The 21,956-nt window shown below is 63.5% G+C and carries 20 protein-coding genes and 2 pseudogenes; 12 read left to right on the plus strand and 10 right to left on the minus strand.

Features of this window, described 5'->3' with window-relative positions; genetic code table 11:
• Positions 1-25 precede the first annotated feature (25 nt).
• On the plus strand, positions 26-1,078 hold the full coding sequence (locus tag ACZ89F_RS01170) for a Gfo/Idh/MocA family protein (protein WP_476090040.1): 1,053 nt from the start codon (positions 26-28) through the stop codon (positions 1,076-1,078).
• Positions 1,079-1,124: 46 nt separating this feature from the next.
• Here ACZ89F_RS01170 and ACZ89F_RS01175 read toward each other — a convergent pair whose 3' ends face one another.
• Positions 1,125-1,973, minus strand: a complete 849-nt coding sequence (locus ACZ89F_RS01175; RefSeq protein ID WP_476090041.1) for an SDR family oxidoreductase — start codon at positions 1,971-1,973, stop codon at positions 1,125-1,127.
• Between the two features lie 94 nt (positions 1,974-2,067).
• Between ACZ89F_RS01175 and ACZ89F_RS01180 the strand changes: the two genes are divergently transcribed.
• Positions 2,068-3,069, plus strand: coding sequence for an AraC family transcriptional regulator (locus tag ACZ89F_RS01180; protein WP_476090042.1), 1,002 nt, complete (start codon positions 2,068-2,070; stop codon positions 3,067-3,069).
• On the opposite strand, the gene ACZ89F_RS01185 is transcribed toward ACZ89F_RS01180, so the two are convergent.
• The 6 genes from ACZ89F_RS01185 to ACZ89F_RS01210 form a co-directional block, all read right to left on the minus strand.
• Complete coding sequence (locus tag ACZ89F_RS01185) at positions 3,032-3,280, minus strand: DUF680 domain-containing protein (RefSeq protein WP_476090043.1); 249 nt, start codon at positions 3,278-3,280, stop codon at positions 3,032-3,034. The genes ACZ89F_RS01180 and ACZ89F_RS01185 overlap by 38 nt on opposite strands.
• Before the next feature lie 184 nt (positions 3,281-3,464).
• Entirely contained in the window at positions 3,465-4,109 is a 645-nt protein-coding gene (locus ACZ89F_RS01190; RefSeq protein WP_136616661.1) for a TetR/AcrR family transcriptional regulator, read from the minus strand.
• A 92-nt stretch (positions 4,110-4,201) separates the two neighbouring features.
• A complete protein-coding gene (locus tag ACZ89F_RS01195) occupies positions 4,202-4,978 on the minus strand; it encodes an SDR family NAD(P)-dependent oxidoreductase (protein WP_476090044.1) in 777 nt (258 codons plus the stop codon).
• 11 nt (positions 4,979-4,989) lie between these two features.
• Entirely contained in the window at positions 4,990-6,024 is a 1,035-nt protein-coding gene (locus ACZ89F_RS01200) for a phosphotransferase (protein WP_476090045.1), read from the minus strand.
• The gene (locus tag ACZ89F_RS01205) at positions 6,021-6,506 is read right to left on the minus strand and encodes a MaoC family dehydratase (RefSeq protein WP_263495443.1); all 486 of its coding nucleotides are present in this window, start codon (positions 6,504-6,506) and stop codon (positions 6,021-6,023) included. The genes ACZ89F_RS01200 and ACZ89F_RS01205 overlap by 4 nt, the downstream gene beginning before the upstream one ends.
• A 39-nt stretch (positions 6,507-6,545) precedes the next feature.
• Positions 6,546-7,361 carry an SDR family oxidoreductase gene (locus ACZ89F_RS01210; RefSeq protein ID WP_476090046.1) on the minus strand — a complete coding sequence of 272 codons (816 nt, stop codon included), beginning with the start codon at positions 7,359-7,361 and terminating at the stop codon, positions 6,546-6,548.
• A gap of 115 nt (positions 7,362-7,476) precedes the next feature.
• Here ACZ89F_RS01210 and ACZ89F_RS01215 point away from each other — a divergent pair, with 115 nt between their 5' ends.
• The 8 genes and pseudogenes from ACZ89F_RS01215 to ACZ89F_RS01250 all read left to right on the plus strand — a co-directional run bounded on the left by ACZ89F_RS01215 (position 7,477) and on the right by ACZ89F_RS01250 (position 13,918).
• A complete protein-coding gene (locus ACZ89F_RS01215; protein WP_476090047.1) occupies positions 7,477-8,718 on the plus strand; it encodes an acyl-CoA dehydrogenase family protein in 1,242 nt (413 codons plus the stop codon).
• A 53-nt stretch (positions 8,719-8,771) separates the two neighbouring features.
• Positions 8,772-9,809 (plus strand): zinc-binding dehydrogenase, encoded by a 1,038-nt coding sequence (locus tag ACZ89F_RS01220; protein ID WP_476090048.1) that lies wholly within the window; start codon positions 8,772-8,774, stop codon positions 9,807-9,809.
• A gap of 89 nt (positions 9,810-9,898) precedes the next feature.
• Entirely contained in the window at positions 9,899-10,363 is a 465-nt protein-coding gene (locus tag ACZ89F_RS01225; RefSeq protein ID WP_476090049.1) for a hypothetical protein, read from the plus strand.
• Between the two features lie 183 nt (positions 10,364-10,546).
• The gene (locus ACZ89F_RS01230) at positions 10,547-11,710 is read left to right on the plus strand and encodes a glycosyltransferase 87 family protein (protein ID WP_476090050.1); all 1,164 of its coding nucleotides are present in this window, start codon (positions 10,547-10,549) and stop codon (positions 11,708-11,710) included.
• On the plus strand, positions 11,703-12,692 hold the full coding sequence (locus ACZ89F_RS01235; protein WP_476090051.1) for a glycosyltransferase family 2 protein: 990 nt from the start codon (positions 11,703-11,705) through the stop codon (positions 12,690-12,692). The genes ACZ89F_RS01230 and ACZ89F_RS01235 overlap by 8 nt, the downstream gene beginning before the upstream one ends.
• Positions 12,689-12,985 (plus strand): annotated as a pseudogene (locus ACZ89F_RS01240) (ChbG/HpnK family deacetylase); the annotation flags it as partial. The gene ACZ89F_RS01235 and the pseudogene ACZ89F_RS01240, both read left to right, overlap by 4 nt.
• A gap of 7 nt (positions 12,986-12,992) precedes the next feature.
• The gene (locus ACZ89F_RS01245; RefSeq protein WP_476090052.1) at positions 12,993-13,511 is read left to right on the plus strand and encodes a ChbG/HpnK family deacetylase; all 519 of its coding nucleotides are present in this window, start codon (positions 12,993-12,995) and stop codon (positions 13,509-13,511) included.
• The gene (locus ACZ89F_RS01250) at positions 13,508-13,918 is read left to right on the plus strand and encodes a GtrA family protein (RefSeq protein ID WP_476090053.1); all 411 of its coding nucleotides are present in this window, start codon (positions 13,508-13,510) and stop codon (positions 13,916-13,918) included. The genes ACZ89F_RS01245 and ACZ89F_RS01250 overlap by 4 nt, the downstream gene beginning before the upstream one ends.
• Positions 13,919-13,954: 36 nt before the next feature.
• Here the strand turns inward: ACZ89F_RS01250 and ACZ89F_RS01255 are convergent.
• The 3 genes and pseudogenes from ACZ89F_RS01255 to ACZ89F_RS01265 all read right to left on the minus strand — a co-directional run bounded on the left by ACZ89F_RS01255 (position 13,955) and on the right by ACZ89F_RS01265 (position 19,231).
• A pseudogene (locus ACZ89F_RS01255) lies at positions 13,955-17,087 on the minus strand (efflux RND transporter permease subunit).
• Entirely contained in the window at positions 17,084-18,244 is a 1,161-nt protein-coding gene (locus tag ACZ89F_RS01260) for an efflux RND transporter periplasmic adaptor subunit (RefSeq protein WP_476090054.1), read from the minus strand. Before ACZ89F_RS01260 ends, ACZ89F_RS01255 begins: the two are co-directional and overlap by 4 nt.
• Positions 18,245-18,403: 159 nt before the next feature.
• Complete coding sequence (locus ACZ89F_RS01265) at positions 18,404-19,231, minus strand: MurR/RpiR family transcriptional regulator (RefSeq protein ID WP_476090055.1); 828 nt, start codon at positions 19,229-19,231, stop codon at positions 18,404-18,406.
• 236 nt (positions 19,232-19,467) lie between these two features.
• Between ACZ89F_RS01265 and ACZ89F_RS01270 the strand changes: the two genes are divergently transcribed.
• Both ACZ89F_RS01270 and ACZ89F_RS01275 read left to right on the plus strand, forming a co-directional pair.
• Entirely contained in the window at positions 19,468-20,286 is an 819-nt protein-coding gene (locus tag ACZ89F_RS01270; protein WP_476090056.1) for an N-formylglutamate amidohydrolase, read from the plus strand.
• A 52-nt stretch (positions 20,287-20,338) separates the two neighbouring features.
• Entirely contained in the window at positions 20,339-21,895 is a 1,557-nt protein-coding gene (locus ACZ89F_RS01275; protein WP_476090057.1) for an amino acid permease, read from the plus strand.
• Positions 21,896-21,956: the final 61 nt, after the last annotated feature.

Raw genomic sequence — 21,956 nt, forward strand, 5'->3', positions numbered from 1 at the left:
GGGCTAAGTTGATTGGGGGCTTGAGTTGACGCATCGAATTCTTCTGCTCGGCACCGGCGGCATCGCCGGGCATCATGTCGAGGAGTTTGCAGAAATCCCGGGCTGCAGCATCGTCGCTTGCGTCGATCAGGTGCCCGGCCGTGCGGCGGCGTTCGCCGCCGTCAGCAAGATCGACGATTCCTTCGAAAGCCTGGAAGCGGCGATCGCCTGGGGTCAGTTCGATGCCGCCATCAACGCGACGCCGGATGGTGCGCATATGGCGACGACGCTGGCCCTGTTGGCTGCGGGAAAGCATGTGTTTTGCGAAAAGCCGCTGGCGCCGAACCATGCCGATGCGCTTGCGATGACTGAAGCGGCCGAGGCAGCCGGGGTGGTCAACATGGTCAACCTGACCTACCGCAACTCACCGGCGATCCAGGAGGCACGGCGCATGGTGCAGGCCGGCGAGATCGGCGAGCTGCGCCATGTCGAGGCGAGCTACCGGCAGAGCTGGCTGGTCAGCAAATCATGGGGCGACTGGCGGGTCGAGGACAAATGGCTGTGGCGCTTGTCGAGCCGGCATGGCTCGACCGGCGTGCTCGGCGATGTCGGCATTCATATCCTGGACTTTGCCACCTATGGAGCCGATCAGGATATCGTCAGCTTGCATGCCGATCTGGTGACGTTTCCGAAGGCCGACGGCGAGCGCATCGGCGACTATGTGCTGGATGCCAATGACAGCGTGGCGATGACGGCGCGGCTCAATTCCGGCGCGCTCGCCGCGATCGTGGCGAGCCGCTACATGACCGGCCACGCCAACGACCTGTCGCTGGCCCTGCACGGCACCAAGGGCGCCATCAAGGTCGAGACCGACGGCAAGGTATCGAACCTGTCCGCCTGCCTGGGTGGGGATGTCGATCTTCAGCGCTGGCAAACGCTGGCGCTGCCCGATGTCAAGCGCAATGCCCGGCGCTTTGCCGATGCGCTGGACGCGGGCCGGAACGGCGATCCGTCGTTCCGGCGCGCTGCCGACATGCAGAAGCTGATCGACGCGGCCTTCGAGAGTTCAGCGGCTAAACTGCCGATCTCGGTCGGCTGATATCTTGTCGCGCCGGCCTTAACTCGGGCGGTCTGCCGCGAAGCGGTCAGCTGGCATTGCCATCGCGCCAGGCGGTCTGACCCATCAGCCCGCTCATGGTGGAAAGGTACTCGTCTTCGGAGGTTGACCAGCGCAGCCTTGCCATTTCCTCGGTATCCGGACCGGCGAGATAGCGCAGTCGGTGCGACGGATCGGTTGCCGCCGCAAAGATCGTCGCAACCACCTGCTGTTCGTCCGCATCCGGGAACGGGTAGTTCATCATCGATTGCATCATGTGGTCGAAGTAAGGCTTGTACGTTGCCGGGACCGAAACTGCCTCTGACGCCGTCATGGTGTTGGAGGTGAAACTGGTGGTACGCATGGCTCCGGGTTCGACGAGCTTGACCAGGATGTTCTGCGATTCAAGCTCGTAGGACAGCGATTCCGACAGGCCTTCCACGGCATGCTTGGTTGCGGTGTACAGCGCCAGCAGCGGTACGGCCGCCAACCCGACGCCCGAGGTGATGTTGACGATGGTGCCGCCGCCCTGGTCGCGCATATGCGGGATCACCGCCTGCATGACATTCATCATTCCGAAGACGTTGGTTTCGAAGATGCCGCGGATCGTCTCCTTCGCGGTGGCCTCGAAGATCGAGACGACACTGATGCCGGCATTGTTGACGACGGCGTCGATATGTCCGAAGCGCTCGATGCCGGCGGCAATCGCGGCCTCGATGCTTGCGGGATCGGTGACATCGAGCGGCACCACAAGCATTTGATCGGCATGGCCGGCGGCGAGGCTCTGGTCCGGCCTTCGCATTGTCGTGATAACGTTCCAGCCTTGGGTGGCAAAGTGCTTCGCCGTGGTCTTGCCGAGCCCGGACGAGCAGCCGGTGATGAGGACGGTCTTGGTCATTCACATAACTCCTTGAGGTTATGCGGCTGATCTATGTAAGGCGCTCTGGCTGATCTATAACGAAGAGTGCCAATTGCATTACGGATCGTCTCATTTGGACCCTTTGACCGATATTATCGCCCTGTTGCGCCCAAAGACGCTGCTGCTCGGCAATCTCGCCGCAACCGGTGAGTGGGGCATCCGCTCGCCCTACCAGACCGATCCCACCTTCTATCTGGTGACCGAAGGTGAATGCTGGTTCCAGGCCGAGAATGCCGACGCCGTGCGGCTGTGCGCGGGGGATTACCTGCTGGCTGCGCAGCCGTGTTCCGCGTGTTTCGTCAGCCATCTCGGCGCGAAGCTCGTTCTCTCCGACGCCGAGTTCAAGGAACGCAACACGGTCGACAACGAAGTCAGGGTCGGCACTAGGGCAGAGGGCCTGACGACGCGCATACTTGGCGGCCTGATCATCTGCGATCCGGCCAATGCCGACCTGCTGTTCGGCCTGCTGCCGCGCTTCACTCATATCCGTGCGGAGGAAGATGTCGGTGAACGGCTCGCAAGCCTCATGCGTATCATCGTCGACGAAACGCATGCTGCCAGGCCGGCCAGGGACATGGTGCTGTCGCGGTTGATCGAGGTGATGCTGATCGAAACGCTGCGCCGCGATGGCGCGCGACGCGCATCACGGCCGCAGGGACTGCTTGGCGGCCTTGCCGATCCGCAATTGGCCAAGGCGCTGACCCACATCCATTCGAATGTCGGCAGGGCGTGGACGATTGCCGAGCTGGCGAAAACCGCCGGAATGTCGCGCTCGCGATTTGCCCGACGCTTCGTCGATGTCGTTGGGGCGGCACCGGTCGAATATCTGCTGGCGTGGCGCATGGCGCTGGCCAAAGACGCACTGCTGCACAGTCAGAAGCCGCTCAGCCAGATCGCCGCCGATGTCGGCTATCAATCGCCAAGTGCTTTCAGCACCGCCTTCAGCGGCAAGGTCGGTTGCGCACCAACCCAGTATGCCGCTCGAAGTCGGGGCGAGACCATGCCTGGGGAAACCTGGGCGGATATGCAATCAAGCCTCAGAACGAGCTCGGCACGATCCATGGGTCGATGCTGATGCCGAGCCGCGGGCTCTTGCCTTCAGCGGTGTTTTCCGTGGCGCCCTTCTTCTCTACCGACCCGGTCGAAGCGCAATCGAGCTTCACGTTGGTCTTGGTGTCAACGCAGGTTGCGGCGGGCGCATGCTTGACGGGGTGGGTGGTGTTGGCGGCGAAGGCCGAGCCCGAAAGTGCCAGCACGGCGGCGAGGGTGAGAAGGGTCTTTTTCATTGTCAGTCTCCGTTTTCGACGGGTGAATTTTTCTCGTACATGTACGATAAGCCGTACAGATACGTCCGCCGATCGCGAAGTTCAAGTCAAAACCGTACGCGTACGGTAAATTTTTTGTTAACCAAGAAATTCGCCCGCTTCGGCTGGGGTAGAGAGAAAACATGGAACCGAAAGGAACTGGCGTTCAGCAGTTGACCGGTGTCTCGGTCAGCGGTGGCACGTTTTGCGTGCTGAGCGTGGCAAGCGTGAAATCGCACATCCGCTTCACGAAAGCCTGCGGATCGCCGAAGGGGTAGAACGGAAAGGTGATGAGCAGCGAGATCGTGCCGTGGCCGACCGCCCAAAGCATGGTGGCGATGGCGCGCGGGTCGCCTTGCAACTTGCCGGCGGCGACGCAGGCCTCGACCCGGCTGATCAGCGCTTTCATAGCCGGGTTGCCCTCTTCCATGTCCTCGTAGCTTCTGCCTTCCGGCAGCTTGGTCTTTTCGGTCATGAAGACAGTGCGGTATTCGTTGGGATTGCCAAGCCCGAAGGCGGCATATTCCGTCATCACCGCCTGCAAGGCCTCGATCGGATCGTCGGACGAATGCTCCTCGATGCGTCGGGCAAGCGTTTCGAATGCATCTTCCGCCAGCGCAAACAGGATGTCCTGTTTGTCGGCGAAGTAGGAATAGACCGACATCGGGGCATAGCCGACCCGCTTGGCCAATTTGCGGATGGTCAGGCCCTCATAGCCTTCTTCCTGGACGAGCTTATGGGCGGCCGCGACCAGCTCGGAGCGCTGTTCTGCCTTTTGTTTCTCGCGGCGTGTCTGGACGCTCGGCGGCAAGATCTCGTGCCTTTGGTTGGTTGGTGCCAAGCTAAATTATATACGCTGTACGGCAACGGACAAGGGCGCGGGAAGTTCCCAAACGGCAGGTGTCAGATCGCGCCGACGCCGCCGTCGACGGCCAGAGCATGGCCGGTCATGAAGGAATTGGCGGGGTCGGCGGCGAACAGGATGGCGGTGGTGATTTCGTCGACTTCGGCCACCCGCTTCATCGGCACGCCGCGCGTCAGCTCGGCCAAGGCCTCTTCTTCCGGCGCCCCGGAGACGCGCAAGAAGCCGTCCACCATCGCCGTCCTTGTGTGGGCGGGGCAGATCGCGTTGATCCGCACACCCTTGGTCGCGTATTCGGCCGCCGCCGATTTTGTCAGCCCGACGACGCCATGCTTGGCGGCCGCATAGACCGAAAGTTTTGGCGCGCCGACCAGCCCGGCGACCGAGGCGATGTTGACGATGGCGCCGCCCTTGCCGTCCGCCCTGAATTGACGCTCCATCTGCGGAATCTGGTGCTTCATGGCATAGAACACGCCGAGCAGATCGACCTCCAGGACGCGGCGGGCCTCGTCCGATTCGACCTGCGGCAGACGCACGAAGCTCTGGACGATGCCGGCATTGTTGACGGCGATATCCAGCCGGCCGAATGTCTCGACCGCCAGCCTGACCAGCGCCTCCGACAGGCTTTCGTCTGATATGTTGCCGGCGAGGATCGCCGTTTCGACCGGCAGTGTGCCTGCAAGATCCGCCAGCGCCTTTTCGTCGATGTCCGATAGCACCAGTTTTGCGCCTTCAGCGGCAAAGCCTTTCGTCGCACCTCGGCCAAGCCCGCCGGCAGCACCCGTGATCAGCACCGTTGCTCCGTCAAAGCGGCCCATCACGCCTCCCATCATGGCTGCTTGTCGATCAGTTTTGCGGCAAGATGCGAAAGCAGCTTCACCGCCTCGCCATAGGTCCTGGCTTTTTCCGGATTGGAGGCGTTGCCGTCCAGCGCCCGCTTGAAGACGCCCTGGCAGATTGCAGCCAGCCGGAAGAAGGAAAAGGCGAGGAAGAACGTCCAGTTGCCGATACCGGTGAGTCCGCGCCGCCGGCAGTAGCTGGCGACATAGTCCTCTTCGGAAGGCAGGCCGATCGCGGACCGGTCGACACCGCCCAGGCCGCGAAAACCCGACGCGTGCGGCAGCCGCCATTGCATGCACTGATAGGCGATATCGGCGAAGGGGTGGCCAAGCGTCGACAGTTCCCAGTCGAGCACCGCTAGAACCTTTGGCCGGTCCGGCGCGAAGATCAGATTGTCCAGCCGGTAGTCGCCATGCACCAGCGAGACGCGGCCGTCATCTGCGGGCATATGCGTTTCCAGCCAGGCAATCAGCCGGTCCATGTCGGCGACGGTGCCGGTTTCCGAGGCGCGGTACTGGCTGGTCCAGCGCGCCAGCTGGCGCTCGAAATAATTGCCCGGCCGGCCGAAATCGCCGAGCCCCACGGCCTCGACATCGACATCGTGCAGCGCGGCGAGGGTGTCGTTCATGGCATCGTAGATGGCGGCGCGTTCTTCGTTGTCGCCTGCCTCCGGCAGCGCCGGATCCCAGAAGATGCGGCCGTCGAGGAAATCCATCACATAGAACATGCGGCCGATCGGCGAGGCTTCGTCGGAAAGATGCAGCATCTGCGGCACAGGCACGGTGGTGCCGGCAAGCGCGCTCATCACCCTGAATTCGCGGTCGACCTGATGCGCCGATTTCAACAACTGCCCCGGCGGCTTGGCGCGCAGCACGTAACGGCCGCTTGCCGCCGTCATGAGATAGGTCGGGTTCGATTGGCCGGATTTGAATTTTTCGATTGCAGCAAGCCCGGAAAAGCCCGGTATGTTCGCCTCAAGGTAAGGCGCAAGCGCTGCCTGGTCGAGAACGTTCGGATCGCTCATGCCGTCTCGGGCTGGCGTTCGATCAGGGTCAGCGTCAGCCAGCGCGCGGTCAGCGCTGGTTTCTTCGAGCCCTCGATCTCGATCGTCACATCATGCGCCGTCTGCACCCAGCCCGATGGCCTGACCTTGACGTCGGCCAGCACGAAACGGGTGCGGATGCGCGCGCCGGTCTTCACCGGCGCCAGGAAGCGCAGCGAATCGAAGCCGTGGTTGACGCCCATCTTGCTGTTTTCCAGCGGCGGCATGGTCTCGAAGGTCATAGCGGACAACAGCGACAGCGACAGGAAGCCGTGCGCGATGGTGCCGCCGAACGGCGTCTCGCGCATGGCCCGCTCCGGGTCGCAGTGGATGAACTGGTGGTCGTCGGTGGCGTCGGCGAACTGGTCGATCATGCGTTGCGTGACCACCCGCCACGGCGACACGCCAACCTCCTTGCCAACATTGGCCAGAAGCACATCGAGACTGATCGGTTCCACGCTCATGTCCTCCAGTTCACCTCCGGCTTCTGCGGCCGGAAAATGTCATTCCTTGAACAGCGTCAGCCCATGCTGCACCGACTGTCCGCCGTCGATCGGCAGGATGGCGCCGGTGACATAGCTGCCTGCACGGCTGCACAAATAGAGCGTTGCGCCGGCAATGTCATCCGGTGCGCCGATACGGCCGATCGGAACGTGGTTGCCGACATGTCTGGCCTGTTCTTGCGTCCCGGTGGCAAACGCCGTCATGCGGCTCTGGAAGGGGCCGGGGGCGAAAGCGTTGACGGTGATGCGGCGGGCGGCGAACTCGAGCGCCAGTGTGCGCGTCAGATGATGAACCGCGGCCTTCGAGGCGGTGTAGGAATAGGCATCGTCGGCCAGCGGCTGCGTGCCCATCACCGAACCGAGGTTGATCACCCTGGCCGGATCGGCGTCACTGGCGGCGGCGTCGAGCAGCGGCAGCAATTCGCGGGTCAGGTGGAAGACCGCGGTGACGTTGACGCCGAGCACCTTGGCCCATGCCGAATAGGGAAAGCTCTCCAGCGGCGCGCCCCAGGAGACGCCGGCATTGTTGACCAGGATGTTCAGCCTGTCTGTCCGCGCCTTGACCTCGGCGACGAGTGCGGCAATGCCGGCTTCGCTGGAGACATCGCCGGCAAAGCCTTCGGCCCGGCCCGGTGCAGCAAGCCCGTTCAACTCTTCGGCGACCTTGACGCAATCTTCGCCCTTGCGCGACGCGATCATCACGTTGGCGCCGGCCTGCACCAGCGCGGTCGCCGCCATGCGGCCGATGCCGGTCGCGGCACCCGTCACCAGCGCGGTCTTGCCGGCCACCGAAAACAGCTCGTCCAGATAGCTCATCACAATCCTCCGCGCTCGGCATGCGGGCAAACAGTTCGCGTTGACAAGGCTATCCGAAGTACGGTCATCCTTGCCACTGACAAAATGCCTGGCATGTATGAAGGGTTAGCGACCGATGACGGAGATGAATCTCGGCATGACCGAGCGGCTGAAGCCGATCCACGCGCGCGTCGCGGCCATGGTGCGCGACGAAATCATGCCGCTCGACAGGGAGTTTCTGGGCGAGGTGGGCAAGGAAGGCGACCGCTGGGTCTATAGCGCGCGCCAGAGCGAGATCCTCGAAGGGCTCAAGAAGACCGCACGAGAGCGCGGCCTGTGGAATTTCTGGCTGACCGGCTCGGAACGCGGCTACGGCCTCTCCACCGTCGAATACGCCTATCTGGCCGAGGAGATGGGCAAGGCGCATCTCGGCGCCGAGACCTTCAACTGCTCGGCGCCCGACACCGGCAACATGGAGGTGCTGGAACGGTATGGCTCCGCTGACCACAAGCAGGCGTGGCTGGAACCGCTGCTCGACGGCAAGATCCGCTCGGCCTATCTGATGACCGAGCCGGATGTCGCCTCGTCCGACGCCACCAACATTGCCATGCGCTGCGAACGGCAAGGCGGCGACTACGTGCTCAACGGCGAGAAATGGTGGGCCTCGGGCGCCGGCGATCCGCGCTGCGCCATCTACATCGTCATGGTCAGGACCGGCGGCGATGGAGAGCCGCAGCACCGCCGTCATTCGATGATCCTGGTGCCATCGGGCACAAAAGGCGTGACCAAGGTCAGGGCCATGCAGGTCTATGGCGATGACGATGCGCCGCATGGCCACATGCATCTCCGCTTCGACAATGTGCGCGTACCGGCATCGAACCTGATCCTCGGCGAGGGCAGGGGCTTCGAGATCGCGCAAGGGCGGCTCGGCCCCGGCCGCATCCATCACTGCATGCGCGCCATCGGCCAGGCCGAGATGGCGCTGGAGATGCTGTGCCAGCGTTCCGTGCGCCGCGAGGCCTTCGGTCAGCCCCTGGCAAAGCTCGGCGCCAATTTCGACATCATCGCCGAATGCCGCATGGAGATCGAGATGGCCCGCCTGCTCTGCCTCAAGGCGGCGTGGATGATCGACCAGGGCGACGCGCGGGCCGCGGCTCCCTGGATCAGCCAGATCAAGGTGATCGCACCCCGCGTTGCGCTCAAGGTCACTGACGAGGCAGTGCAGATGTTCGGCGCGCAAGGCATCAGCCAGGACACGCCGCTGGCGCGTTCGTGGACGCATCTGCGGACATTGCGCCTTGCCGACGGGCCTGACGCCGTGCATCGCCGTCAGGTGGCGCGTACCGAGCTGAGAAAATACACGCAGGAAAAGGTCTGAGCACCGGCATCGTCATCCGGCGACGCCGGCAGGTCCAAGCAAGGAGTGTTCCGATGACGATCCCCTCCGAAATGAAGGCGCTGTTGCTGGTCGGTGACCGCTACACCAGGACGCCGAGCGGCAGTGTGCTGGAGGCGATGGAGCCCTATCTCGAGCCGGGCAGCATCGTGGTGCCGACGCCGGGCCCCAGCCAAGTGCTGATCAAGGTCAGCCTCGCCTCGATCAATCCGTCCGATGTCGCCTTCGTCAAGGGCCAGTACGGGCAGCCGCGCGTCAAGGGCCAGCCGGCCGGCTTCGAGGGTGTCGGCACTGTCGTCGCCAGCGGTGACGAGCCCTATCCCAAAAGCCTGATCGGCAAGCGCGTTGCTTTTGCCACCGGCGTCACCAACTGGGGCTCATGGGCCGACTATGCCGTCGCCGAAGCGGCTGCCTGCATTCCGCTGCTCGACACGGTCCGCGACGAGGATGGCGCGGCGATGATCGTCAACCCGCTCACCGCTCTCGCTATGTTCGACATCGTCAAACAGGAAGGTGAAAAGGCCTTCGTCATGACCGCCGGCGCCAGCCAGCTCTGCAAGCTGATCATCGGCCTGGCCAGGGAAGAGGGTTTCCGGCCAATCGTCACAGTGCGCCGCGACGATCAGATCGCTTTGCTGAAAGAACTTGGCGCGGCGCAGGTCCTCAATGAAAAGGCGCCGGATTTCAAGGCGGCGCTGCGCGAGGTGATGAAGGCCGAGCAGCCGCGCATTTTCCTGGACGCGGTGACCGGGCCGCTGGCCTCCGCCATCTTCGACGCCATGCCGAAGCGTTCGCGCTGGATCATCTACGGGCGGCTCGATCCCGAAGCCACCGTCATCCGCGAGCCCGGCCAGCTGATCTTCCAGCACAAGCATATCGAAGGTTTTTGGCTGAGCGAATGGATGCGTCAGCATCGCGACCGTCGCGGCGCGGCGATCCTGGAAGCGCAGAAGCGGTTTTCCGACGGGCGCTGGTCGACCGACGTGACGGCGGTGGTGCCGCTTGCCGAAGCCATGGCGCGGGTGCCGGCGGAACTGGCCAGACCCAACGGCAAGGTGTTCATCCGGCCATAGACGAATACGGCTGGACGAGATTAAGTCCGGCAGACTGATAAAAACGGGAGCTTTTTATGAGAAAATGGTGGTTTGTCCCGATCGTCGTGATGTCGATCGCCGGCACCATTGGCGCACAGGCTGCCGACAAGTTCCCGCCATTCTGGCGAAAGGCGATGACGAACGATCCGAATACGAACTACTTTCTCAAGAAATATTCGGCCCCTCTGGATGATCCTGCCGGGACCGCGGTCAGAAACATCATGCTGGCTCGGGTGATTGGCGCCGAATGTCAGTCGTCGAGACTCAACAAGGCCAAGGTCAAAGCCTATCGCGACAGAATGATCGGCCCGCTTTCACCCGAGCAACTCGAAGCGGCCGCATTCGAGGGTGGCAGTGCGCTGCGCAGTTTCAACTACCAGGATCTCGCTTACCTCTGTGCCGGCATCGACTATCAGTTCGGGCCGAAAGGCGTGCTGATCCCTGGGGCTATTTCAGCTGGCAAGGGCGAGCCAGAATATCCCTTTGATCCGCGCAACCCCTATTTTCGCCTGCCTGAGTTCACCGGCGATTAGTCAGTCGTCCGCGCCATTTAGGCGAACACGAAGGCGGGATTTGACGCTCGAGGCGGATGAAGTGTGGCCTTTCGCGTTCATCAAGCCCCCTATGCCACGCCGCTTTGTCCGTGATATGCCGCCGCCATCGAATGCCGGGACAAAGCCGGACTGAGCCAGTTCCGGGTGGTGTGGGATGCCTTGATGATGATTTCCAAGCCGGTTTTCGACCGTTTGGGTTTTAGCCTTTGGATCGGAGCGTTCCTGGTCGTTCTCGCCCTGGTCCTGTGGTCGCCCCACACGCGGACGGTATGGAAGGCCTATATAGACGGCAGCGAGGCGCTTCTGGCCGGTCTGCCACTCTACGACACCCAGTCCGAGATGGGGTATCTCTACGCGCCGGCCTTTGCCGCGCTCTATATTCCAATAGTCAAACTCGGTCCGCATCTGGGCGGCGTGGTGTGGCACACCCTTGGTTTTGCGGTGCTGACCTACGCCGCGATGCGGCAGGTGCGCAAGCTTGGTGGCGGCGAACTGACGTGGCTGCTTTCTTTCGGTCTTTTCCTCGCTTTGCCGATGGCGGCGGGGGCGATCCGCAACGGCCAGGCAACAATCCTTTTGACCGGCGCCTGCTGGCTTCTCACTCTGTCGGCGCTCGACGGGCGGCGTGCCGAGACCTTTTTCTGGGCCTCGCTTGCCATCATCGCCAAGCCGACCGCGATCATCATGTTGTTGTTGGTAGGAGCCCTTCGGCTCCGGTTGATACCGGTTCTGGTGCTGGCGGTGCTGTTCGTACTTGCGCTGCCTTACGCTTTCGCTCCTGTCGGCTATCTCAACGATCAGTACCGTATCTTCGCCCAGATGCTGACGTCCATGGCGGTCGACAACACCAGCCATTTCGTGCCCACCGATTTCACGGCGCCATTCACCAGAATGGGGCTGCCCATTCCGGAATTCGGTGCCACGATCGTGCGCATCATCATGGCTCTGTTTACGCTCTCGGCCGTCATCTGGTTCGACCGCAAGCTCGAGCGTGGAACAGCGGGGCTGGTGATCTTCCTGACGGCCACTTTCTACATGTGCGTCTTCAACCCGCGCGTCGAACCCAACACCTATGCGATGATCGCGGTGCCCGCCGGTCTCGCCATCGCTCTGTTGTGGCGCGAAGAACAAGGCGGCGTCCTGGCTTCGGTGTTGTCCATTGTGCTTTTCGTGACCGGGCTGAGCGGTGTCGAGCGCCATGTGCATGATTTCCTCTACCCCTGGTTCCGGCCGATTGCGGTTACGTTCATCGCCGGTTCGCTGATCTGGTGGTTCTGGGCCAGGGCACGGGACAAGGTGGTGAATGCGGGGATCGCAAATGGCTGAGTTGCGGCCGACACTCGATATCGTCGCGCCGTTCTTCAACGAGGCGCCATCGGCATCAGCCTTCGCCCGCCTGCTCGGCGAGCTCGAAACGGCCGTGGCGCAGCGCTTCGGCATGACCGTGCACAAGATCCTCGTCGATGACGGCAGCCGTGACGATGGCGCCGGGCGGTTTTCGCAGGCGCTGACGGGGTCGTGGGAGATCATGCGTCTCAGCCGCAATTTCGGCAAGGAAGTCGCTGTGCTCGCCGGCCTCGACCAGTCGCGCGGCGACATGGTGCTGATCATGGACGCCGACCTCCAGCATTCCCTGGACATCAGCCTGAAGCTGATCGCCGAGTTGGTGGACCATCCGGACATCGACGTCGTCTATGCGCAGAACGACCGCCGTGAGGCGAGCTGGCGGCGCAGCCAGCTGGCCCGGCTTTTCTACAGCCTGATCAACAGCAGTCAGCGTTTCGACATTCCCGAAAATGCCGGCGACTTTCGCGTCATGCGCGGTGCTGTGGCGCGCGCGCTGACCAGCTTGCGCGACAAGCGTCGCTTCAACAAGGGCCTGTTTGCCTGGGCGGGCTTTCGCCAGAAGGCACTGCCCTATTCGCCGGAAGGCCGCGCCAGCGGAACGTCGAAATGGAGCCGGCTCAACCTGATCGCCTTCTCGCTCGAAGGGTTCACTTCCTTTTCCGTCATTCCCTTGCGTCTCATCAGCCTTAGCGGCTTGCTCGCTGCGCTTGCGGGTGCGGTCTACGGCGCCAAGGTGTTCTTCGAGGTGATCTTCTACGGCATCGCCGTTCCGGGTTACCCCAGCCTTCTGGTCGCGGTCGTCCTGCTCGGCGGCCTCAATCTGACCCTGCTTGGCCTGATCGGCGAATATGTTTGGGTCACGCTCAGCGAGAGCAAGGATCGGCCGGTCTATCTCGTGCGCGATGTCGTGCGCAGCGACGTCTCCGCCGACCGGCCGGAGCCGGGCGCTTCGGACAGATGACGCGGCGCATCCGCCTGATCGCCGATGATTACGGCCTGGCGCCCGGCGTTTCCGCCGCGATTCTCGACCTGCTCGATCGCGGCCGCCTGACCGGCACCAGCTGCATGACCGGCTTTCCGGAATGGGCTGATGAGGCGGCGCGCATAAGGCCTCTGTGCGGCCGTGTCGCGGTCGGGCTGCATCTCACCTTGACCGACCAACCGGCGGTCACCGGCCGGTCGAGCCTGGCGCCGGAAGGCCGGCTGCCGCCGCTCCGCTCGCTGGGACTGCCTGTTCTGCGCGGCCGCATAGACGATCGCGATGTCCATGCCGAGCTCGACGCCCAGTACAGCCGCTTCGTCGAAGTGCTGGGCCGCGCGGCCCGATTTCGTCGACGGGCATCAGCATGTGCACTTCCTGCCCGTGGTGCGCAAATGGCTGCGCACGCGCCTTGGCGAAGGAAGCGACAGACCGGCGCTGCGCGGAGCCCCGGCACTTGCGGGCCAATTCGCCTCGGCGCCGAAAGTCGCCGCGATTGCCGCGCTCGCCGCCGGCTTCAACCGGTCGATGCAGCGCGCCGGCTTCACCCTTTTCAAGCCGCTCACCGGCATCTATGACTGGCGGCAACCCGAAAAATTCGCTTCCGTGCTGCAGGCGGCCGTCGAGGCATTGCCGGAACGCGGGCTGTTCATGTGCCATCCCGGCCATGTCGACGAGACGCTGCGCGCGCGCGACCCGATGCAGAGCGTGCGCGAGGTCGAATTCGCGGCCCTGGCATCGGATGCGTTCGGCGCCAGCCTGGCGCGTGCCGGTGTCGCAATCATGGATGGCAAGGGATGAGCGGCGCGGACCAGCCCCGGCGATCGACCGGCAACAAGATCGTCCGCTTTGCCATTGTCGGGCTTGCCAATACGGCCATCGACCTTGCCAGCTTCTTCCTGCTGCTCAAGCTCGGGGTTTCGCCGCTGCCCGCCAACATCGCTGCCTGGTTCATCGCCGTCACCTTCTCGTTCGTGGCGAATGGCTTCTGGTCATTCGAGCGCAATCGAGCCATCAGGCTGCATGACGCGTTCCTTCGCTTCGCCTCGCTTGGGGGGGTGATTTCGCTCGGCGTCTCCAGCCTTTCGATCGCTCTGTTCGCCGGCATCGCCGGGGTGTGGCCGGCAAAGATCGGCGGTGTCGTGGTGGCGGCAGTGCTGAATTTCCTCGCCGCGCGCTGGTCGATCGAAGGCCGATTGGTGAAGTAGCGGCGAAAAACCGCCACACACTTTCCCTAGATGTCTCTATTCCGCGGGCTCTACATTGGTGTAGGCGGCTTCCTCGAGCTCGCGCTTCAGTCGGGCTTCCTCGTGGGTTTTCGGCGTGACGAAGCGGCCAAGCAGGAGATAGGCGACCGGCGTCAGGAACAGCGTCGAGACGGTGGCCAGCCCCAGTCCGCCAACGATGACCCAGCCGAGTGCGACGCGCGCCTCGGCACCGGCGCCGCTCGCCAGCACCAGCGGCAGGCCGCCGAGCACGGTGCAGATCATCGTCATCATCACCGGCCGTACGCGGATGATCGAGGCCTGCTCGATCGCTTCGCGTACGCCAAGCCCGCGATCGCGCAGCTGGTTGGCGAATTCGACGATCAGGATGCCGTTCTTGGCCATGACGCCGACCAGCAGCACCAGGCCGATCTGGCTGTAGGCGTTGAGACTGGTGCCGCTGAGAAGCAGTGCGAAGATGGCGCAGGCGAGACCGAGCGGCACCGTAGCCATGATAATGACGGCGCTGACGAAACTCTCGAACTGGGCGGCCAGCACCAGAAGGATGATGACCAGCGCGAAGCCGAAGATGGTGACCATGGCGCTGTTGGTCTCGCCCAGCGTCGCCGCCTCGGCCAGAGGCAGGATGCGGCTGCCTGGAGGCAGCAGCGGCGTGGCGATTTCCTCGGCGCGGGTGAGCGCATCGCCGAGCGCGAAGTCGCCGCCGAGGTTGGAGGTGATGGCCACCGACGGCTGCTGCTGTTCGCGCGACAGCGATGGCGGCACGGCACGTTCTGTCAGCGTGGCGATGGTCGACATCGGCACGAAGCGTCCGTCGGCCGTCTTCAGGAAGATGTTTTCCAGATCCGTCGGATCGTTGATCGGATTGGTGGTCGAGACCAGCTTCACGCCATAGCTGCGATCGGCGATGTAGACGTCGACGACGTCGTTGCCGTCGAGCATGGCCTGCAAGGTGTTGGCCAGCCCGGTGATGTCGATGCCAAGGTCCGAGGCGCGCTCGCGGTCGATGGCCACCGCCAGCTGCGGCTGCGTCGGGTCGATGGACAGGCGCGGTGTCTGGAAGCGCGGGTCCTTCTGCATTTCGGCGATGATCTTCACCGCCGCGTCGCCGAGCGCCTTGCGGTCGTTGCCGACCAGCGCGAACTGCAGGCCGTTGCCGGCGCCGCGGATGCCGAGGCTGTTGGGCTGCACCGGGAAGATGCGTACGCTCGGCACCTGCCTGGTCAGCCGGCTGATCTCGGCCATGATCTCCTGCTGGCTGCGGCTGCGCTCGTTCCACGGCGCCAGCGTCATCACCATGAAGCCGGAGTTGTAGGAACCGTTCTGGCCGGCGTTCTCGAAGGTGCTGCGGATCTCGCCGGAATCGCGCATCGGCTGGATGAGATTCTCGATCTTCTGCATCTGCTGGGTGGTGTAGTCGAGGCTGACGCCTTGCGGGGCGCTGATGCGCAACAGCACGGCGGCGCGGTCCTCGGTCGGCGTCAGTTCCTGGCGGATGGTGCCGAACAGGGTGAAGGCGGTGCCGGCAAACAGCACCGCGACCAGAAGCACGATCCATGGCGCATCGAGGCAGGCGTGCAGGCCGCGCATGTAAGCCGTATTGAGCGCGCCGCCGATGCGGGCGCCGATGCCGTGACCGCCTTCGTGGTGGAGGGAAGCGCTGGTCAGCATGCGCGAGGCGAGCATCGGGCACAGGGTCAGCGCCACCACGCAGGACAGAAGCACCGACATGGCGAGCACGAAGCCGAATTCGCGGAACAGGCCGCCGGTCTGGCCGGGCAGGAACGAGATCGGCACGAAGACGGCGACCAGCGTCAGCGTGGTGGCAATGACGGCGAAAAACACTTCCTGGGCGCCGAGCACCGCGGCCGCGCGCGGCCCCATGCCTTCGTTGCGTCTTCGCACGATGTTTTCGAGCACGACGATGGCGTCGTCGACGACCAGCCCTGTCGCCAGCACCAGAGCGAGCAGGGTCAGGATATTGACCGAGAAGCCGGCCAGATAGATGGCGGCGATGGTGCCGATCATGGCGACCGGCATCGACAGGCCGGGGATCAGCGTCGCGCGCCAGTCGAGCAGAAACACATAGATGACGATCAGCACCATGGTCACCGACAGGCCAAGCGCGATCTCGACCTCGTGCACCGCGCCCTTGACGAAGACCGCGTCGTCGCTGGTGATCTTTATCGACATGCCCTTGGGCAGGTTTTCCTGCAGCTTGGTGACGGCCGCCTGGACACCGGTTGAGATGTCCAGCGTGTTCGATTCCGCCTGGCGGATGATGCCGATGCCAATGCCGGTCTTGCCATCAGAGCGCAGCGTGGTCTGGCCGACATCAGGCCCGAGCGTGACGGTGGCGACATCGCGGATGCGCGTCGTGCCGCCGACAATGATGTTTTCGAACTCTTCCGGTGTGGTCACGTCGGCGGTCGTGCGGACGATCAGGTCCTGGTTGGTCGTGGTGATCGAACCGGCGGGTGAATCGAAGGCGACTGAGGCCAAGGCCGCCCTGAGGTCGGCAACGGTGAAGCCGAGGCTGGCGAGCTTGTTCTGGTCGACATCGATGCGGAAGATCTTGTCGCGGTCGCCATAGACCTGGACGTCGGCAACGCCGGGGCACGGCGGCCAGCTCGTCCTCGATCTGGTCTTGGACCACCACGGTCATGTCTTGGATCGACATGTTGTCGGAGGTCACCGCCAGTCGCATCACCGCGTCGGAATTGGCGTCGGCCTTGACGATGCGCGGCGGATCGGCGGTGTCAGGTATCTGGTTGGCGACGCGACCGACGGCATCACGCACGTCCGAGGCGGCGACATTGAGGTCGACGCCATCGTTGAACTCGATGGTGACGCGGCTCGAGCCGAATGAGGAAGACGACGAGATCGACTTGACGCCGGAGACACGGGCGACGGCGCCCTCGATCGTGTCGGTCAGTTCGCGATCGACGGTTTCGGCCGCCGCCCCTTCGAAGGCGGTGGAAACAGTGACGACCGCGCGGTCGACGTCAGGCAGTTCACGGATCTCGACGCCGTAGAAGGCGGCCAGGCCGGCAACTGCAATGAGGGTGTTCAGCACGAAGGCCATCACCGGCCTGCGGATGAACAGCGCGGTGAAGCCGGTATCGCTGGCGGCGTTGATGGTTCCGGTCATGAGCCTTCGGCCGCGTCCGCGGCACGCTGCTCTTCGCCGGCGAGACGGACCGCGCTGCCCTCGCTGACGCTCTGGGTGCCTTCGGTGACCACCATATCGCCGCTGTCGATCTCGGCGTCGATCAGCACGGTCTCGGTGTTGCGCTGGATGATTCGCACCGGGACCCGCCTGGCCTTGCCGTCCTCGACCTGCCAGACATAGGCGCCGTCCGACCCCCAGAGGATCGCCAGCGGGCTGACGGCCGGATAGGTCTGCCCCGGGAATTTCATGGTGATGCCGAACGACATGCCGGCACGCAGCGAATCGGCCGGATTGGCGATCTTGGCCTTGACCAGCAAGGTGCGGCTCTTTTCATCGATGTGGTTGTCGATGGCCGAAACCGTGCCGGTATAGGCATTGCTGGGATTGGCGATCGGCGTCGCCGTCAATTGCGCACCGACCTTGACGGCGGCGGCGAAACGTTCCGGCACCAGGAAATCGACCAGAATGCTGGAGCGATCGTCAAGCGTCGCGATCGCCGACTGGTTGGTGACATAGTTGCCGGCGGAGATCGGCAGGATGCCGACGGTGCCGGCGATCGGCGCCAGGACAGACCGGCGCTGCAGCGCAAGTTCCGCATCCTGAAGCGCCAGCTTGGCGCCCGCCAACACCACTTCGGCGTCGGCAACCGCGACCGGTGTCGCGGCGTTGGAGGCACGCAGCGACTTGACGCGGTCGAGCTTGGATTGCGCATCCTGCAAGGCGAGCTTGGCCCGGTCCTGAGAGATCACTTCGGTCTCGGAATCGAGGGTCGCGAGTATCTGTCCCTTGTCGACATGGCTGCCGGATTCGACCAGCAGTTCGGCGAGGCGGCCGGAACTGTAAGGATTGACGGTTACCGAGGCGTTGGCACGGCCGGTGCCGATCGCCTGCAGGCGGTCGTTGATAACAGCCGAAGTGGCCGCGAGGGCGAGCACGTTCACCCGCTGGTTGCCGTTGCGGCCGTTTGCCTGTTTTGTGTTGGCGGCGCCTGTCTCAGCCGGGGGCGCTGCCGCATAAGCCCAGTCGATGCCCCAGCGTGCAAGCACGTCGTGAGCGCCCGGATAAAAGCGCAGCCATGCGCCTGCCGCCACAACCAGCACCACAAGCGCGACAAGTATCTGTTTCCAGGCGGCCATCGGCACTCCGGTTGGTAAAACAATCCTTCCGTCTACCGGTTTCCCGAAATGAAGCAGACGCAGCGAGGCTATTGTAAGGCGAAGAAGCCACCCCGATATCGCGTCCTTATGACAACTCTCCAGTGACTGCGCACATTAAATATACGTAACGTTTGAAGCCTAACGCAGACTTTCCATCTCGCGGATGCGTTTGGCGCCCTCTGCTTCCAGTTGGCGAGTAACAGCGCCGATCAGCGTTTCCGCAACGACGAACAGAGCGGCCGAGGAGTCCCATGCCGACGGCACCGCGGTTCGTCCGGCAATGACATGGCGAGCAAAGCGGGCGATCGGCGACAGCCACTGGTCGGTGAACAGCACGATCTGCACGCCGCGCTGATGCGCCTTCTCGGCGAAGCGGACGAGGCTGTCCTGGTAGCGCCTGATGTCGAAGATCACCAGCACATCGCGTTTGCCCATGTCGATCAGCCGGTCGCGCCACATGCTTTCCTGGCCGGCGAGATGATAGACATCCGGCTGGATGACGGCGAGGTGGGCGGCCATGTAGCGCGCCAGCGGATCGGTGAAGCGACCACCGATCAGGAAGGTCTTGCCGCGCCGGTCGGCGAGCCGGGCGGCGATATCGGCAAGCTGCTTGTCGGACAGGTGCCTGAACGTCTCGCGCATATTGTCGAGCGTTGCTTCCAGCATCGGCGACACCGTGCCGCCGCCGGGCGAGGGCGGATTGAGCGTCCTCGTCGCCGGCGATTGCAATTGCGCCGCCAGTTCGTCCTGCAGGCTCGACTGGAATTCCGGATAGTTCTGGAAGCCCAGCCGGGCAACGAAACGCAGGATCGTCGGCGAGGAAACGCCGGCCGCGGCCGAGAATTCGGCCACCGTCTTCAGGCCGATCATCGGATAGGAAGCGATCAGCGTCTGGGCCGCACGCCGTTCGCTGGCCGGCATCGTGCCGATGCGGTCGGCGATCAGTTCGGCAATGTTGGAAATCATCTTTTCCCCACCCCTGGAGCGGGATGGTGAACCCATCCCGCTCCGTCTGTTTGTCCTAGCCGCATTTCTGCGACGCCAAGTGATTCCACTTGGCTGCAAAATGCTTCGGCTCGGTCGATGGTCTTTTCCGAAATCGCATTTGACAAAGCCGGACAAACTGTATGAAATCATCCACAGGGACGCAATGAGGCAAAATACGTAACATACGATACAGCGCTCCCCGGGGACGGCAGACTATGGAGAAAGCACGGCCCGCCAGCCTTGCATCGTCTGATACCGTGAGGGTGACGAACCCCAGCGGATCGAGCCCTTTCGTGCTGACCTGCGATCACGCCTCGAACTTCCTCCCCATCGAATTCGGTACGCTCGGCCTTGCCGCCGAGGATCTGTCCCGCCACATCGCCTGGGATCCAGGCGCGCTGCCGGTCGCCCGCCGCATGGCGCAGGCGCTTGACGCGACGCTGGTCGAAACCCGCATTTCGCGTCTTGTCATCGACTGCAACCGGCCGCTCGACGCGCCCGACCTGGTACCGCCGGTCAGTGAGACAACGGCCATACCGGGCAATACCGGCTTGTCGGAAAAGCAGCGTGCGGCCCGTGTCGCCCTGTCGTGGCAGCCGTTTCATGCCACCATCGAGCAGATTGTCGATGACCGGCTGGCGCGTGGACAGGCGACCCGCCTGGTTTCGGTGCATTCCTTCACGCCGGTCTACAAGGGCCGCAACCGGCCCTGGCATATAGGCATCATCCATGACGAGGATCGCCGGTTGGCAGCACCGCTGATATCGGCGCTGAAGCGGCTTGCCGGCGTCACCGTCGGCGTCAACGAGCCCTATTCGCCTGATGACCGCGTCTATTTCACGCTGGAACGCCATGCGCGCTCGCGCGGGCTGCCCTGCGCGATGATCGAAATCCGCAACGACGAGATCGCCGGCGAGACCGGGCAGCGGAAATGGGCGGATCTGCTCACAGGCATTTTTTCGGATCTGGAGCCAGAGGAGGCCGGACACACCAGATCGCATTCAGTCGGAAAGTCAGTTCAATCGGCCAGCTAAGAGCGAAATGAGACTGACTCATTTCGCTTGAGAACCAATAGGGGACACCAAAATGGCAGCACCGGGTTATACTGAAGTTGACAAGGCGGAGGACGTAAAGCACCTCCACAGCATGGGCTATGCCCAGGAATTGGAGCGGCGCCTCAGCCGCTTTTCGAATTTCGCCGTTTCCTTCTCGATCATCTGCATCCTGTCGGGCGGCATCAATTCGCTGGCGCAAGGCACTTCCGGCGCCGGCGGCATCGGCATCGGCATCGGCTGGCTGGTGGGCTGCTTCGTCTCGCTGACCTTCGCTGTCGCCATGTCGCAGATCAGCTCGGCCTACCCGACGGCCGGCGGCCTCTATCACTGGGGTTCGATCCTCGGCAACCGCGGCACCGGCTGGGTCACCGCATGGCTCAACCTGCTTGGTCTGATCACCGTGCTCGGCGCCATCAATGTCGGCACCTGGACGTTCTTCATAGGCGCTTTCGGGCCGACGCTCGGCATTGAAGGCACGCTGACCAACCAGATGATCTTCCTGGTCATCATCACCGGCGCCCAGGCGCTGATCAACCATCTAGGCATCAAGCTGACGGCCAAGCTAACCGATTTCTCGGGTTACCTGATCTTCTTTGGGGCGATCCTGATCGCCGTCGTCTGCCTGATCTCCGCCGAAACCTGGGATTTCAGCCGTCTCTTCACCTTCCACAATTACTCCGGCGATGCCGGTGGCGGCGTGTGGCCGGCGGTTTCGAATGCCTGGGTGTTCGCGCTCGGCCTGTTGCTGCCGATCTATACGATCACGGGTTATGACGCTTCCGCGCATACCTCGGAGGAAACCATCAAGGCGGCATCGTCGGTGCCGCGCGCCATGGTCATGTCGGTGATCTGGTCGGCCGTCTTCGGCTACCTGTTCCTGGTCGCCTTCGTCCTGATGATCCCGAACATGGACGACGCCGCCAAGCAGGGCTGGAACGTGTTCTTCTGGGCCTTCGACCAGCGCGTCAGCCCCGGCGTCAAGGAGTTCGTGTACCTCGTCGTGTTCGTCGCGCAACTGCTGTGCGGCCTCGCGACCGTCACCTCGGCTTCGCGCATGATCTTCGCCTTCTCGCGTGACGGCGGTCTGCCGGGCTCGGCGGCGCTCGCCAAGGTCAGCCCGACCTATCGCACGCCGGTGGCGGCGATCTGGACGGCCTCGATCCTGTCGGTGTTGTTCGTCTGGGGTTCGACGCTGGTTTCGGTCGCCGGCACCTCGGCCTACACCATCGTCGTGTCCTGCACCGTCATCTTCCTGTTCCTGTCCTTCACCGTGCCGATCGTGCTCGGTATGCTGGCCTGGGGCACGCCGAAGTGGGACAAGATGGGGCCATGGAACATGGGGCGCGGTGTGTTCATGCTGTTCGCCTTCCTGTCGATCGTCTCGATGATCCTGATCTTCATCATCGGCATCCAGCCGCCGAATGACTGGGCGCTCTACATTACCGTCGGCTTCTTCATCCTAACGGCGGTCGTCTGGTTCGGCTTCGAGAAGCGCCGCTTCCAGGGCCCGCCGCTCGGCGACATCATCGCGGCGCGTCAGGCAGCCATCAAGGCGGCCGAACAGGCCGTCGGCGAAACCGGCCACTGACATCAACCATCATGGCCATGGCCGGCATCGTGCCGGCCATGGTTTCGTTCAACTCATTCAA

The sequence above is a fragment of the Mesorhizobium sp. USDA 3734 genome (assembly GCF_056279665.1).